This is a genomic window from Candidatus Symbiopectobacterium endolongispinus, from assembly GCF_018777385.1.
In the GTDB taxonomy this organism is placed as follows: Bacteria; Pseudomonadota; Gammaproteobacteria; order Enterobacterales; family Enterobacteriaceae; genus Symbiopectobacterium; species Symbiopectobacterium endolongispinus.
Map to the genome: position 1 here is coordinate 213,655 of NZ_JAFJYB010000002.1, position 13,556 is coordinate 227,210.

The window sequence follows — 13,556 nt, forward strand, 5'->3', positions numbered from 1 at the left end:
CTTACCCTGTGCTTTTGATTGCAACAATACCTATTCATGTGCTGCCAGTCATATTCACAACCCCTTCAAAACAGTCCGTTTTACTCTGATGGTAAAGCCACTTCCCCCCTCGTCATCCTCGGCGAAAGCCGGGGATCACTGCGAAAATCTTCTGCAAGAGATTCCCGCTTTCGCGGGAATGACGGTGGGGGGAGGGCCGTTTTCATATCACGTATCGGGTGGTTGCGACCCGTTGTTTTTTCTGTTTCATGGCATAACCGATGCCAAGCAGGACCAGCCATACTGGAATCAGCAGAACGGAAATCTGAATCCCTGGAGTGATGAACATAATCACTAAAATGCCGGCCAGGAACAGCAGGCAAATATAATTGCCCAGCGGATAGAGCAGCGCTTTGAATTTAGTCTGCACGCCTTCCTGCTCTTTGGCTTTGCGGAATTTCAGGTGCGCCAAGCTGATCATGGCCCAATTTATCACCAGTGCAGACACCACCAATGCCATCAGGAGTTCGAACGCTTTGCCCGGAATCAGGTAATTGATCAGAACGCAAAGCGCAGTGGCGGCGGCAGATATACCAATGGCAACAACAGGCACACCGCGTCTATCGACGGTTAACAGCGCTTTCGGGCAATTACCTTGCTTGGCAAGGCCGTAAAGCATACGGCTGTTACAATACACGCAGCTGTTGTAGACCGATAATGATGCTGTCAACACCACAATGTTGAGAATGGTTGCCACGGCATTACTGTCGAGGTTGTGGAAAATCATGACAAACGGGCTCCCCCCCTTCCACGACTTTTCCCCAAGGGTAGAGCGACAGCAGAATAGCCAGCGAGCCGATATAAAAGATCAGAATACGGTAGATGACCTGATTGGTAGCACGCGGGATGCTGGTTTCCGGATTATCCGCTTCTGCTGCGGTGATACCTACCAGTTCCAAGCCACCAAACGAGAACATGATGACCGCCATTGCCATCACCAGACCGTTGATGCCATTCGGGAAAAATTCGCCCTGCGCCTACAGGTTGGTCACCGTGGCTTCCGGTCCGCCCTGACCGCTTAACAGCAGCCAGCCACCAAATACGATCATGCCGATAATTGCTACGATCTTGATGATGGCAAACCAGAATTCCATCTCACCGTACACTTTGACATTGGCGAGGTTAATGGCATTAATCACCAGGAAAAAGACAGTGGCAGAAACCCAGGTGGGAATATCAGGCCACCAGTACTGCACATAGATGCCCACAGCAGTAAGTTCGGCCATTGCGACCAGCACGTAGAGCACCCAATAGTTCCAGCCAGAAGCGAACCCAGCGAAATCACCCCAATATTTATAGGCAAAATGGCTAAAAGAGCCTGCAACTGGTTCTTCGACGACCATCTCTCCCAATTGGCGCATGATGAGAAACGCGATAATACCGCCGATGGCATAGCCCAGCAGTACGTAAGGACCTGCCATTTTTATGGTGGCAGCAATCCCTAAAAACAGCCCGGTGCCGACGGCACCACCCAGGGCAATCAAAACTGAATATGACGGTTTTGATTGCCGCGTTTCAGCGTCCAGTCGTGTTGTTGACCATCCATTAATGTAACCCTCTGTCAGAGTGCAGCAGACACGATGCGAATACTCGCGTCATTTTACGTTTGTGTAATGTTATTTTTACGGTGTTCGTCAGATGAAAATACGCTTATGTATACCGTTTGTCAGAGAATAGTGGTAAGCGAAACAGATTGCACTGATTTCTTGCCGCGATTTGTCGATCGGCCCCACGAAAATACTGCCTGTGTACATTTTTAGACCAGCATTGAAACGACGGCTGCCTTCCCTGACATCCGAGCGATGTGGCACGACTTCTGCCATAAGCGACATGTCAAATGGGGAATGCCCTCACGGTGATAAAGCCAGTGTAATTTTTTGCTTAATGTATAGGTGTTGTGATGATTAAAAAAATGCCAGATTTAATGAACGCTTTATGGAATACAAGGAGCCGATAACATTACATCATGTTTTTTTAAACACTATTTTTACAGGAGTGTATCGACGCTATGCCTATTAAATTTAAACCGGTGGATGTTGATATATTTATGTCTACCTATCTATCCCTTGGTAAGCAGAATAGAATAAGCCATGAGGCGTTAGACAAAATGGGAAAAGTGGCTAAGGGATTAGATCTTGCTACTAATGGTATAGAGTTATTTAAACGAATGAATATCAGAGATCAGCATGATGTTAATAAAAGGTTTGCACCTGTGTATGAGATACTCACGAATCAGCACTCTAAACATTATGAAAGGGAAAAAGAGAAAATAACTGAAATATCAGAGGCGTTAAAAAGGCGAGCCACCAAAGACCCCAAAGTGAGAGGCCACTATATCAGTCGTTATAAGAATAATCAAAATAAGATTAAAATTGAAAAATCATTAATTGAAAAAGAAATTTTAAAACATACAGGGATTAAAGCCCTTAATGTAGATAACGCTGATTTATTTAAACATAAAAGTGAGGCGTGTCGCTTGCAGTTAAAAATATTGCGCGATGATGATGCTGAAACGGTAATAAAGAAAGCTAACAATAATTTGTCAGATACCAAAAAAAACATCGCTTTCCTTTATAATCAACTTAGTGAAATTAGGCGCCATGCGCAGAAAAGAATGTCTAACCTGTATTATATTCTGCATTTGGCGGTGGAAAACAAAATTTACAGCACTAAAGATATTGGGTGTGGGCCCACCACATGGAAAGGTCACCTTCTTGCGGATGCTTACGCCAAAAAATACTTTGGCACTCAACGGGTTTATGGCCGAAGAAAACATATCGAAAGGGAAATACCCAGCCTATATGGAAAGCAATGGCAGACCACTCTCATCGATTATTGCCATGCACATGATGTATTGAAAGCGTATCAATATGCCTTGAAAAAAGAGACCCATGATGGGGGTCTCTGGCAGAACGGTGCCGAACGGCGTTGATGAGTGACATCATCCAATCTATTGATGCGTATCATGCAAGGTACAGCACTGACACCAAGCGGGCAGAAAAGACTGCCGATCACCTAACCAACCTCAAGATGAAATCAATGGCCTATGACGTGGCGATTAACGATGTTAATCGCCAAATCGAGAGAGTAAAATTGATGGGTAATAGCTGATTTTATCGGCAAAAGTGAGGAGGGTGGTGATGTTGTGTATAGGTTTTTGTTGCTGAAAATATCACCATTCGGAAAAAGAAGAATGTTAACAATAAGTATCATTAGTTCCAATGTCATTGTCTTCCTTTGATTTTTAATTTAAATAAAATGAATTCTTATTCATTTTATTGTAGGTTGAACGGTTCAGCATCGACTGGTTTTCGTTTCATAAAAGTTAAAACATTTATAGGGTTGAAGCCGCTACTTGCTAGTGAATATAGGGTTTTGACCTAATCGGATCGTGCAATTGTTAAAATCTGGTGGAGAACATGATTTAGCGCAACGTCCGTATGGACAGAAGGTGAATACTTTGTTACTTTAGCGTCACGTTTTTGAAATTGGTATTACCAATTGACCCCACACTTCGCAGAGAAACACTTACCATGGCCTATAGCAAGATCCGTCAGCCCAAACTGTCAGATGTGATTGAACAACAGCTGGAGTTTTTGATCCTCGAAGGAACCTTGCGCCCCGGCGAGAAACTCCCCCCGGAGCGCGAACTGGCGAAACAGTTTGATGTCTCCCGTCCTTCTTTGCGAGAAGCCATCCAACGTCTGGAGGCAAAAGGCCTGCTGCTACGTCGTCAGGGTGGGGGAACGTTTGTCCAGAACAACCTGTGGCAAAGCGTGAGTGATCCGTTGTCGGAACTGCTGAGCACCCATCCTGAATCTCAATTTGATCTGCTGGAAACCCGTCATGCACTGGAAGGCATTGCTGCCTACTATGCGGCGTTGCGTGGTACGGAAGAAGATTTCCAGCGCATCCGTGAGTGCCATACCCAGATTGAGCAGGCGCGTGCTTCGGGCGATCTGGTCGCGGAGTCAGAAGCCGTTATGCATTATCAAGTGGCTGTCACAGAAGCAACGCACAATGTGGTTTTGCTACATTTGCTACGCTGTATGGGACCGTTACTGGAACAGAACGTGTGGCAGAATTTTGAATTGTTGTACCTGAGTCGAGAAGTTCTGGCCCAGGTAAGCAGTCATCGCGCCAGGATTTTTGAGGCGATTGTCGCTCGCGAACCTGAAAAGGCACGCGAAGCGTCGCATCGTCATCTGGCGTTTATTGAGGAAGTACTGCTGGATCTTAACCGGGAACATAGCCGAAGAGAGCGTTCGCTACGTCGGCCCCAGCAACGCAAGGATTGAGCGCTCTGATTGGGGCGTTTAACGCGTAAATGACGATATTGGACCTGTCTTACTGTGCTTTGACAACTGTCGATGATACGGCAGCCGTCGGTGATATGACGACAATGACAGAGTACAGCAAGACAGGCTCCAGAAAATTAACTGATTAGAAACAGATAAGGAATACACCATGTCAGAACGTTTGAATAATGACGTAGATCCGATCGAAACTCGCGACTGGCTACAGGCGATCGAATCGGTTATCCGTGAAGAGGGTGTTGAACGTGCGCAGTACCTGATCGATCAGGTATTGTCAGAAGCGCGCAAGGGTGGCGTAAACGTAGGGGCAGGCAGTGCCGTTAGCAACTACGTAAACACCATTGCTGTGGAAGACGAACCCGCCTATCCGGGTAACCTGGACCTTGAGCGCCGCATTCGTTCCGCTATTCGTTGGAACGCCATCATGACCGTGCTGCGCACATCCAAGAAAGATCTGGAACTGGGTGGCCACATGGCGTCCTTCCAGTCTTCCGCGACCTTCTACGAAGTGTGCTTTAACCATTTCTTCCGTGCACGCAGTGCACAGGATGGCGGCGATCTGGTGTATTTCCAGGGCCATATCTCTCCTGGCATCTATGCACGTGCCTTCCTGGAAGGGCGTCTGACCGAAGATCAGATGAATAACTTCCGTCAGGAAGTACACGGCCAGGGGCTTTCTTCTTATCCGCACCCGAAATTGATGCCGACCTTCTGGCAGTTCCCGACCGTCTCCATGGGCCTGGGTCCAATTGGTGCTATTTATCAGGCTAAATTCCTGAAATATCTGGAAAACTGTGGTCTGAAAGACACGTCCAAACAAACCGTTTACGCCTTCCTGGGTGACGGTGAAATGGATGAGCCGGAATCCAAGGGTGCTATCACCATCGCGACCCGCGAGAAACTGGACAACCTGGTCTTCGTGATCAACTGTAACCTGCAACGTCTGGACGGACCGGTTACTGGTAATGGCAAGATTATCAACGAGCTGGAAGGCATCTTCGGTGGTGCTGGCTGGCAAGTGATCAAAGTCATGTGGGGCGAGCGTTGGGACGAACTGCTGCGTAAAGACACCAGCGGTAAACTGGTCCAACTGATGAACGAAACCGTTGACGGTGACTATCAGACGTTCAAATCCAAAAACGGTGCCTACGTGCGTGAGCACTTCTTCGGCAAATACCCGGAAACGACTGCGCTGGTTGCCGATTGGAGCGACGATCAGATTTGGGCCCTCAACCGCGGTGGTCACGATCCGAAGAAAGTCTTTGCTGCACTGAAAAAAGCGCAAGACACCAAAGGCAAACCGACCGTTATTCTGGCGCACACTATCAAAGGTTATGGTATGGGTGATGCGGCAGAAGGCAAAAACATCGCTCACCAGGTCAAGAAAGTTAACATGGACGGCGTGCGTTACTTCCGCGACCGCTTCAATGTGCCGGTGGCTGATGCTGACATCGAAAAGCTGCCGTTCATCACTTTCGACAAAGATTCTGATGAATACAAATACCTGCATGAGCGCCGTCAGGCTCTGGGTGGTTACCTGCCGTCTCGTCAGCCGAACTTCGACGAGAAACTGGAACTGCCGACGCTGGAAGACTTTAGCTCTCTGCTGGAAGAGCAAACCAAAGAAATCTCCACCACCATCGCCTTTGTGCGTGCCATGAACGTGATGCTGAAGAACAAGTCGATCAAAGATCGTCTGGTTCCGATCATCGCTGACGAAGCGCGTACCTTCGGTATGGAAGGTCTGTTCCGTCAGATCGGTATCTACAGCCCGAACGGCCAGCAGTACACCCCGCAGGACCGTGAGCAGGTGGCTTACTACAAAGAAGACCTGAAAGGTCAGATCTTGCAGGAAGGCATCAACGAACTGGGTGCAGGCTCATCCTGGCTGGCGGCGGCAACGTCTTACAGCACCAACAACCTGCCGATGATCCCGTTCTACATCTACTACTCCATGTTCGGGTTCCAACGCATTGGCGACCTGTGCTGGGCAGCGGGTGACCAACAGGCACGCGGCTTCCTGGTCGGCGGTACTTCTGGCCGCACCACGCTGAACGGCGAAGGTTTGCAGCACGAAGATGGTCACAGCCACATTCAGTCGCTCACCATTCCGAACTGTATTTCCTACGATCCGTCCTTCGCTTACGAAGTGGCTGTGATCATGCAGGACGGTCTGGAGCGCATGTACGGTGAAGCGCAGGAAAACGTCTACTATTACATCACCACGCTGAACGAAAACTACCACATGCCAGCCATGCCGCAAGGCGCGGAAGAAGGTATCCGTAAGGGTATCTACAAACTGGAAACGGTAGCTGGCGCGAAAGGCAAGGTTCAGTTGCTGGGCTCGGGTTCTATCCTGCGTCACGTTCGCGAAGCGGCACAGATTCTGGCCAACGACTACGGCATCGGTTCCGATGTTTACAGCGTAACCTCCTTCACGGAACTGGCGCGCGATGGTCAAGACTGCGAACGCTGGAACATGCTGCATCCGACCGACGCACCGCGCGTACCGTACATCGCTCAGGTGATGAACGATGCGCCGGCTGTTGCGTCCACTGACTACATGAAACTGTTCGCCGAGCAGGTACGTACTTACGTTCCGGCCAGCGATTACCGCGTACTGGGTACTGATGGCTTCGGTCGTTCTGACAGCCGTGAAAACCTGCGTCACCACTTCGAAGTGGACGCTTCCTACGTAGTAGTTGTCGCACTGGGCGAATTGGCTAAACGCGGTGAAGTTGAAGCTTCTGTGGTGGCTGAAGCCATCAAGAAATTCAACATCGATCCTGAAAAAGTTAACCCGCGCTTAGCATAAGAGGGAAAGAGTAATGGCTATCGAAATCAACGTACCGGATATCGGTGCAGATGAAGTTGAAGTCACCGAGGTGGTGGTGAAGGTGGGCGACAAAGTAGAAGCTGAACAGTCGCTGATTACCGTGGAAGGCGACAAAGCCTCCATGGAAGTGCCTTCTCCTCAGGCTGGCGTGGTGAAAGAGATCAAAGTGGCTGTCGGCGATAAAGTGAAAACCGGCTCGCTGATCATGGTGTTTGAAGTGGAAGGCGCTGCACCTGCACCGGCTGCTGCCAAGGCAGACGCCAAAGGCGAGTTCGCTGAAAACGATGCTTACGTTCACGCAACGCCGGTTATCCGCCGTCTGGCGCGTGAGTTTGGCGTAAACCTGGCGAAAGTGAAGGGCAGCGGCCGTAAAGGTCGTATCCTGCGCGAAGACATCCAGGCTTACGTAAAAGACGCGGTTAAACGCGCTGAATCTGCACCTGCTGCGGGCGTTGCGACTGGTGGTTCTCTGCCGGGTCTGCTGCCGTGGCCGAAAGTGGACTTCAGCAAGTTCGGTGAAGTGGAAGAAGTTGAACTGGGTCGCATCCAGAAGATCTCTGGTGCCAACCTGAGCCGTAACTGGGTGGTTATCCCGCACGTTACGCACTTTGACAAAACCGATATCACCGATCTGGAAGCGTTCCGTAAACAGCAGAACGTAGAAGCGGAAAAACGCAAACTTGACGTGAAGATCACCCCTGTGGTGTTCATCATGAAAGCCGTTGCGACTGCGCTTGAGCAGATGCCGCGTTTCAACAGCTCGCTGTCTGAAGATGCTCAACGTCTGACGCTGAAAAAATACATCAACATCGGTGTTGCCGTTGATACGCCGAATGGTTTGGTGGTTCCGGTGTTTAAAGACGTGAACAAGAAAGGCATCATCGAGCTGTCTCGCGAGCTGATGGCTATCTCCAAGAAAGCCCGTGATGGCAAGCTGACTGCGGGCGAAATGCAGGGTGGCTGCTTCACCATATCCAGTATTGGTGGCCTCGGTACCACGCACTTCGCGCCGATCGTCAACGCGCCGGAAGTGGCTATCCTGGGTGTGTCCAAGTCTGCGATGGAACCGGTCTGGAATGGTAAAGAGTTTACGCCGCGTCTGATGATGCCGATCTCTCTGTCCTTCGACCACCGTGTCATTGACGGTGCTGATGGTGCTCGCTTTATCACCATCATCAACAACACCTTGTCTGACATCCGCCGCCTGGTGATATAATCGAAAAAGCCGGCCTTACGGTCGGCTTTTTTCTGATAAGCTGTTATTTTCTATAGCTGTCAGTGATTAAGGACAAATCGTTAGTCGCTTGTTGTTTCAAAATTGTTAACGATTTTGTAAACTACAGCGGCAAAAGACACGTCCCGGTGGAAGAGGGCGTTAAGACTCAATAATAATGACGTCACAGACCAGCCGGAAATCAATTAAGAGGTCATGATGAGTACAGAAATTAAAGCTCAGGTAGTGGTACTGGGTGCTGGCCCAGCGGGTTACTCTGCGGCGTTCCACTGCGCGGACCTGGGGCTGGAAACCGTACTGGTAGAGCGCTACTCCACGCTGGGTGGTGTGTGTCTGAACGTGGGCTGTATCCCTTCTAAGGCGTTGCTGCACGTAGCAAAAGTTATCGAAGAAGCGAAAGCGCTGGCGGAGCACGGTATCGTGTTTGGCGAACCGCAAACCGACATCGACAAGATCCGTCTGTGGAAAGAGAAAGTTATCACCCAGTTGACGGGCGGTCTGGCCGGTATGGCGAAAGGCCGTAAAGTGAAAGTGGTCAACGGTCTGGGTAAATTTACCGGTGCGAATACGCTGGAAGTTGACGGTGCCGAAGGCAAAACCGTGATCAACTTCGATAACGCAATCATTGCCGCAGGTTCTCGTCCGATTCAACTGCCGTTTATTCCTCATGATGACCCGCGCGTGTGGGATTCCACCGATGCGCTGGAACTGAAAAACGTTCCAGGACGTCTGCTGGTCATGGGCGGCGGTATTATCGGTCTGGAAATGGGCACCGTGTACCATGCGCTGGGCTCTCAGATCGATGTGGTTGAAATGTTCGATCAGGTGATCCCGGCTGCGGATAAAGACATTGTTAAAGTCTTCACCAAGCGCATCAGCAAGAAATTCAACCTGATGCTGAAAACTAAAGTCACGGCGGTAGAAGCCAAAGAAGACGGTATCTACGTCTCGATGGAAGGCAAGAAAGCCCCTGCTGAACCGCAGCGTTATGACGCGGTGCTGGTGGCTATCGGCCGTGTGCCGAACGGTAAAAACCTCGATGCCGGTAAAGCGGGCGTTGAAGTTGATGAGCGTGGCTTTATCCACGTTGACAAACAATTGCGTACCAACGTGCCGCACATTTACGCTATCGGCGATATCGTCGGTCAGCCGATGCTGGCGCACAAAGGCGTGCATGAAGGTCACGTGGCCGCTGAAGTTATCGCGGGCAAAAAACATTACTTCGATCCGAAAGTGATCCCGTCCATTGCCTACACCGAACCGGAAGTAGCATGGGTTGGTCTGACAGAGAAAGAAGCGAAAGAGAAAGGTATCAGCTTCGAAACGGCTACCTTCCCGTGGGCGGCGTCTGGCCGTGCCATCGCTTCTGACTGCGCGGACGGCATGACCAAACTGATTTTCGACAAAGAAACGCACCGTGTTATTGGTGGCGCGATTGTCGGTACCAACGGCGGCGAACTGCTGGGTGAAATCGGTCTGGCGATCGAAATGGGCTGTGATGCGGAAGACATCGCGCTGACCATTCACGCCCACCCGACTCTGCACGAATCTGTTGGCCTGACGGCTGAAGTGTTCGAAGGCAGCATCACCGACCTGCCGAACCCGAAAGCGAAGAAAAAATAAGTTTTCAGGTTTGCAGGCATGAAAATCCGGCGCTTAGACGCCGGATTTTTTTTATCGGTCTTTATCACCTCGCCCCTAACCACGTAATCGATTGTTATAAAAGCTCCTATTCTCTCCAGACATCTATTTTTAGCAAAATGCTTGCTAATTTTTTCGCTAAAACTATACATAAAGCATATCGCTATAGTTTCGGTGGTCGTTTTCTTTAATGACTCAGCCTCCTTTGCATTCACTGTCTTATTAGCGCGATGCTAAAGCAGCGGTGATGGAGATAATTGACTGATAAGTATGAAGGAAGTTTTTCAATGAAAAATAAAAATAGAATGATGCCACACTCTGATTTACCGCCAGCAGCACAACATTTCGATGTGACAACGTTTGATGACTACGCCGAGCTTTATGAGAATTTGTTCTTATTGCCTTATCGCCATCAGCTTGAACTTCCTACATTGGAGAAATTACTGGGCAATCTCACCGGATTAACCGTTCTGGATTTTGGTTGTGGGTCCGGTATTATTACTCGCTGGCTTCATGAAAAAGGTGCCGAAAAGATTTTTGGTTATGATATATCAGAGGGGATGTTACGTTTCTCAAAAAAGAAAGAAGAGGGAACCGGTAAAGGAATAACGTATCTTTCAGCAATAGATTAAAGCCACTATGAAAAATTTGATATCGTCTTGGCTATCTATGTTATCCCTTATATTCCGGATAAATCAACGCTCCTTGAACTGGCGAAGACGATGACCCATCTACTGAAGTCCGGTGGCCGTGTGATAACTTTACCGATACATCCACATTTTAATCCAAATCCTGAATATTATCGTCAATATGGATTTCGCCTTACAGAAAAAGGGCCGCGTTCAGACGGTAGTCTTATTGATCTACACCTTTGCTTCCCTCTCTATAACGTGAATATTGAGGCTCTTTATTGGTCCGAACAAACGTTAAATAACATTTTATGCCAAGCGGGTCTTAAGGCTATCCGTTGGCCAAAACTGTTGCCGCCTGATCCCCCAAATAGCGAACTTGACGACTATCTCAACGCCCCCATGCGGCTATTATCGAAGCGACGAAAGACTAAGAATATCACGAGTCGTTTGTTAAAAATCGCATTGAGCTGATGGGGAGCTAAACACAGGCTTCTGAGTTCAGAATGGCTGAACAACTCTCATTAATCACGCAACGCAGAGTGGCTCAGCCCTTGGCAACGCTGTGCCACACGCTCGGGAGCCACCACGTCATCGCATCAACTGTGCCCCCTGCATCGTAGCAATGGTAATGCTGAGATGGGCAGGGTTATGAAGGCGCTTTAACGATGGTTAAACACTATCACACTGACACTTTTTGCTTTTCCTGCTATACATCCAAAATCAAAACGGTATTTTAAAACAACGTCAGGTTGATTGAGGAAAAGAGATGGCAACCATCAAGTGGGCAATCATGGGCACCGGCACTATTGCGAAAAGCTTTGCACAGGGGCTGGGCCAATTAGCGGATGCGGAACTTTATGCCGTGGGTTCTCGTTCTTTGCAACATGCTGAACAGTTTGGCGAGCGTTTTCCCGCGCAGAAATACTACGGCAGTTATGGGGCGTTGGTCCGCGATCCCGATGTTGACGTGGTGTATATCGCCACGCCCAACAGCACCCATAAAGACAATATCTTGTTATGCCTGAATCACGGTAAGTCAGTGCTCTGTGAGAAGCCCTTTACCTTGAATCGTCATAAAACCGCAGAGGTAATCCGCGTCGCGCGTGAAAAAAAAACTTTTTCTGATGGAAGGCATGTGGACGCGCTTCTTCCCAGTTTACCGACAAGTTCGTGAATGGCTTGATGCGGATGCTATCGGCCCGGTGCGTATGGTCAGCGCTGATTTCGGTTTTCGTCGTGAAGGACCTGCCGAAGATCGCAAAGTGGGCTTGCATCGTGGCGGCGGCGCATTAATGGATGTCGGGGTTTACCCCATCTCGTTTGCATCCTGGGTTTTCCGGCAGGCTCCATCCACGATCACCGGCGTTGCCAGCTTGTACGAAACTGGTGTGGATGACCTTTCTGCCATGACGCTGCTCTATCCCGATGGGCAAGTGGCGATGTTGTCCTGCTCGATCAACACCCCGACGCAAAAAGAAGCGCGGATTATCGGTAATAAGGGGACCATTGTTATTCCCGAATTCTCCAAAGCGACCTCCGCCACGCTGTCGGTGATTGGCGAAGCACCAGTCACGGTAACCTTCCCGCTTGATGGCAATGGCTATAACTATCAGGCAGCCGCTGTCATGGCATGTTTGCGCGCAGGCAAAATCGAATGTGAGTTGATGCCGCTTGAGAAGAGCCTGGCGATTATGACGCAGATGGATGAATTGCGGCGACAGTGGGGGGTTGTGTTTCCCGGAGAGGGCGCTTAACGCTTACCGGTAGTGAAGAAAAATGTTATTTTGATCTACGATGTGTATATCAATCGTCATTTATGGGAGATACCCATGATCCGCATCGTTATCGATCTACCTGAAGAAGATCTTCGGCAATTGGATAACTTGAAGGCCATTCGCCATGTGGCCCGTGCTGAGATTATCAGACAAGCCGTGGCGGATTATTTGGAAAAGAATCGTGCGGATGGCAGCAGTAATGCATTTGGCTTGTGGTGAAACAACAAGGTTGATGGGATTTTCTATGAAAATCAGATCCGCGAGACGTGGGAATGATTGCCCAATTGGCTTTGTTTGATACTCAGATATTGATCGACTACTTAAACGGTATTGCACAAGCTAACGATATCCTTGATAAATTTAATCACAAACCGGCCATCAGCGTTATCACTTGGATGGAGGTGATGGTCGGTGCTAAATAAAATGTCATAAGAGCAAGAAGCACAAACACGTCAGTTTTTAGCGCAGTTTTTGTTACTGCCTGTGACCGATGAAGTATCTGAACGTGCCTTTAGCATTCCACGTGAATCTAGAATAAAAATGCCGGATGCAATTATTTGGGCGACGACTCAGGTAAGCTTCAGAACACTGATTTCTCGAAATCCAAAAGACTTTGGTCCCGAATCCGGTGTGATCATGCCGTACGCGCTTTGGGACTAAAATCCATTTTAATCTGTCTGGTCCGCTTCAAATTCAAAGTGAAAATAGGTTTCTCATACCCTATTAACAACATGATATTAACGTTATAGGTAAAATACCTGTGGCGGAAAGTGAATGCACCCCGATGAGCTTAGTTAAGCAAGTGATTCGGGTCAGTGAATGTAGCCAGCGCACCTGCAACTTGAAGTATGTCGGGTATATGTGGCTAAAGAAAGCCACATATACCATTGATACTGTCTCCGCCCGGAACAATCCTAAATCCAGAAACTTTGCTAGCGACTTACCCACATTACGCGGGCAAGCTCACACATCATTCGATGCATTAAACGACTCAGTTAAAACAGTACATTGCTCTCCTTTACCTTTTTCGTCGAATAACAATGTATGATTGGACCTACGGTTTTCATGATTTAAATAAATGGT

The 13,556-nt window shown here is 48.9% G+C and carries 11 protein-coding genes and 2 pseudogenes; 12 read left to right on the forward strand and 1 reads right to left on the reverse strand.

Annotation, left to right across the window (positions count from 1 at the left end; genetic code table 11):
* Positions 1–202: 202 nt before the first annotated feature.
* Positions 203–1,585: pseudogene (locus JZM30_RS07665) on the reverse strand (amino acid permease).
* 462 nt (positions 1,586–2,047) lie between these two features.
* On the opposite strand from JZM30_RS07665, the gene JZM30_RS07670 reads away from it, so the two are divergent.
* From JZM30_RS07670 to JZM30_RS23890, 12 genes and pseudogenes are all read left to right on the forward strand, one after another.
* Positions 2,048–2,971 carry a hypothetical protein gene (locus tag JZM30_RS07670; RefSeq protein WP_252318246.1) on the forward strand — a complete coding sequence of 308 codons (924 nt, stop codon included), beginning with the start codon at positions 2,048–2,050 and terminating at the stop codon, positions 2,969–2,971.
* The gene (locus JZM30_RS07675; protein ID WP_252318247.1) at positions 2,971–3,150 is read left to right on the forward strand and encodes a hypothetical protein; all 180 of its coding nucleotides are present in this window, start codon (positions 2,971–2,973) and stop codon (positions 3,148–3,150) included. Before JZM30_RS07670 ends, JZM30_RS07675 begins: the two co-directional genes overlap by 1 nt.
* A gap of 422 nt (positions 3,151–3,572) precedes the next feature.
* Positions 3,573–4,337: a pyruvate dehydrogenase complex transcriptional repressor PdhR gene (gene pdhR / locus JZM30_RS07680; protein ID WP_252318248.1), complete on the forward strand. Its 765-nt coding sequence runs from the start codon at positions 3,573–3,575 to the stop codon at positions 4,335–4,337.
* A 169-nt stretch (positions 4,338–4,506) separates the two neighbouring features.
* Positions 4,507–7,170, forward strand: coding sequence for a pyruvate dehydrogenase (acetyl-transferring), homodimeric type (aceE, locus tag JZM30_RS07685; protein WP_252318249.1), 2,664 nt, complete (start codon positions 4,507–4,509; stop codon positions 7,168–7,170).
* Positions 7,171–7,186: 16 nt separating this feature from the next.
* A pseudogene (gene aceF, locus JZM30_RS07690) lies at positions 7,187–8,407 on the forward strand (dihydrolipoyllysine-residue acetyltransferase); the annotation flags it as partial.
* A 216-nt stretch (positions 8,408–8,623) separates the two neighbouring features.
* Positions 8,624–10,048 (forward strand): dihydrolipoyl dehydrogenase, encoded by a 1,425-nt coding sequence (gene lpdA, locus JZM30_RS07695; RefSeq protein WP_252318783.1) that lies wholly within the window; start codon positions 8,624–8,626, stop codon positions 10,046–10,048.
* A gap of 305 nt (positions 10,049–10,353) precedes the next feature.
* The gene (locus tag JZM30_RS07700; RefSeq protein ID WP_252318250.1) at positions 10,354–10,698 is read left to right on the forward strand and encodes a class I SAM-dependent methyltransferase; all 345 of its coding nucleotides are present in this window, start codon (positions 10,354–10,356) and stop codon (positions 10,696–10,698) included.
* Positions 10,699–10,725: 27 nt separating this feature from the next.
* The gene (locus tag JZM30_RS07705) at positions 10,726–11,169 is read left to right on the forward strand and encodes a hypothetical protein (RefSeq protein ID WP_252318251.1); all 444 of its coding nucleotides are present in this window, start codon (positions 10,726–10,728) and stop codon (positions 11,167–11,169) included.
* A gap of 295 nt (positions 11,170–11,464) precedes the next feature.
* Positions 11,465–11,872 carry a Gfo/Idh/MocA family protein gene (locus JZM30_RS07710; protein ID WP_252318252.1) on the forward strand — a complete coding sequence of 136 codons (408 nt, stop codon included), beginning with the start codon at positions 11,465–11,467 and terminating at the stop codon, positions 11,870–11,872.
* The gene (locus JZM30_RS07715; protein WP_252318253.1) at positions 11,802–12,452 is read left to right on the forward strand and encodes a Gfo/Idh/MocA family protein; all 651 of its coding nucleotides are present in this window, start codon (positions 11,802–11,804) and stop codon (positions 12,450–12,452) included. Before JZM30_RS07710 ends, JZM30_RS07715 begins: the two co-directional genes overlap by 71 nt.
* A 12-nt stretch (positions 12,453–12,464) precedes the next feature.
* Complete coding sequence (locus JZM30_RS07720) at positions 12,465–12,692, forward strand: ribbon-helix-helix domain-containing protein (RefSeq protein WP_252318254.1); 228 nt, start codon at positions 12,465–12,467, stop codon at positions 12,690–12,692.
* Positions 12,693–12,745: 53 nt separating this feature from the next.
* Complete coding sequence (locus JZM30_RS23890; protein WP_308167144.1) at positions 12,746–12,895, forward strand: PIN domain-containing protein; 150 nt, start codon at positions 12,746–12,748, stop codon at positions 12,893–12,895.
* Positions 12,896–13,556: the final 661 nt, after the last annotated feature.